General features: G+C 68.8%; 2 protein-coding genes. One reads left to right on the forward strand and one right to left on the reverse strand.

The annotated features are described in order from the left end of the window. The first annotated feature begins 270 nt into the window (after positions 1 to 270). Positions 271 to 1,104, forward strand: coding sequence for an IS5 family transposase (locus tag ACZ59A_RS44875; RefSeq protein WP_470971656.1), 834 nt, complete (start codon positions 271 to 273; stop codon positions 1,102 to 1,104). Here the strand turns inward: ACZ59A_RS44875 and ACZ59A_RS44880 are convergent. Then, complete coding sequence (locus tag ACZ59A_RS44880; RefSeq protein ID WP_470971658.1) at positions 1,019 to 1,501, reverse strand: hypothetical protein; 483 nt, start codon at positions 1,499 to 1,501, stop codon at positions 1,019 to 1,021. The two genes, ACZ59A_RS44875 and ACZ59A_RS44880, sit on opposite strands and share 86 nt — an antisense overlap. Between the last annotated feature and the right edge of the window lie 112 nt (positions 1,502 to 1,613).

Here is a 1,613-nt window from a genome sequence, read left to right on the forward strand (position 1 = left end):
AGAAGCCGTTGCTCTATCGGTCATGGTGATCACTGGTTCGAGTGTGGCGACTCGGTTGGGTGATCTCCGGCCGAAGCAGGTATGAAAGCAGGGCCTCCTGCCCAGCTCGGGATTGCTGAAGTCCTTCGAGCGTCAGGAGGCCCTGTGTCGCAGTCTTGCTTTCCGTTGCTCTTGTCGTCCAACTCGGTTGCTCGGTCGTGTGATTGCCTCGCGCACGTGTACGGCAATGCGGGGGATCGTTCGGACAGGCGGCCGAGGTATCCGTCGGACATGACGGACGCGGAGTGGGCCGAAGTGCGGGGCTTGCTGCCGGTGCCGGGATGGCTGGAGGGCAGGGGCGGGCAGCCGGAGGGCTACTGCCACCGGCAGATGATCGACGCCATCCGCTACCTGGTGGCCGGCGGCATCACGTGGCGGGCGATGCCTGGCGATTTCCCCGCGTGGGACCGCGTCTACGCCTTCTGGCGGCGCTGGCGGGACAAGGGCTGGATCAGCGAGTTGCACGACCGGCTGCGTGACCGGGTCCGCGAGGCTGAGGGACGGGACGCGGAGCCGACCGCCGGGGTCATCGATGCGCAGTCGGTGAAAGCGGCCGCGTCGGTGCCGGCCGCCAGCCGGGGCTTCGACGGCGGCAAGAAGGTCAACGGCCGCAAGCGGCACGTCGTGGTCGACACTCTCGGGCTGCTGCTGGCGGTGATGGTCACGGCAGCGTCGGTCACCGACCGGGACGCGGGCCGCAGCCTGCTGGCCCGGCTGCGGCACAGGCATTGGCGCGTGACCAGGGTGTGGGCCGACGGCGGTTACACCGGGCCGCTGGTCGACGTCGCCCGCAGCCTCTGGCAGATCGCGCTGACCGTGGTCAAACGCAGTGACGATGCCTCGGGGTTCACTGTGCTGCCCAAGAGGTGGCTGGTCGAGCGCACGTTTGCATGGCTGATGCGCTCCCGCCGCCTGGCCCGCGACTACGAGGGCCGCACCGACAGCGCGGAGGCGATGATCTGGTGGTCGATGAGCATGGTCATGAGCCGCCGCCTGGCCCGGCAGCGTCGCCGAACCTGCCCGGCACCGTCTCGACCAGCCAGCCCCGCGCGGCCAGGCGCTTGACCTTCGACCGCACCCCCTCGACTTTCGCCGGGACTACCGCCAGACCGAGTGCCGCAGCGAGCTGCCGGCAGTCCATCGCTTCCCCGCCCTGGTCGGCAACGATGGCCATGATCCGCCGATAGTCCGGCGCCAGCACACCGGCGTCGAGTCCTTCCCGCCACACCGGCACCACCGAGCCGGGCACCGCACCCACGACCGGCCGCTCTCGCCCATCAGGCACGATCACCGGTGCATCCCCGCGGCCGCTCGGCTCCGCCATGACCTGCCCGACAGTCTCACGGGCGATCATGAACCGCTCCAACGCGGCTTCCGCTTGCCGCAACTCGGCCTGAAGAGACTCCACCCGCTGCCTGGCGGCACGCTCGCGTTCCTCCAGCAACCCCATCACCGACGGCACACGGCACCTCCACCGAGGAGACAACACGACACGCCATCACTGCCGCACGAGAAACGAACTATGCCTGACCAGCAGAAACGCAGCAGTCACGCTCGGAAAGACAACGGCTTCT

The organism is Streptomyces sp. NPDC040405 (assembly GCF_055595765.1).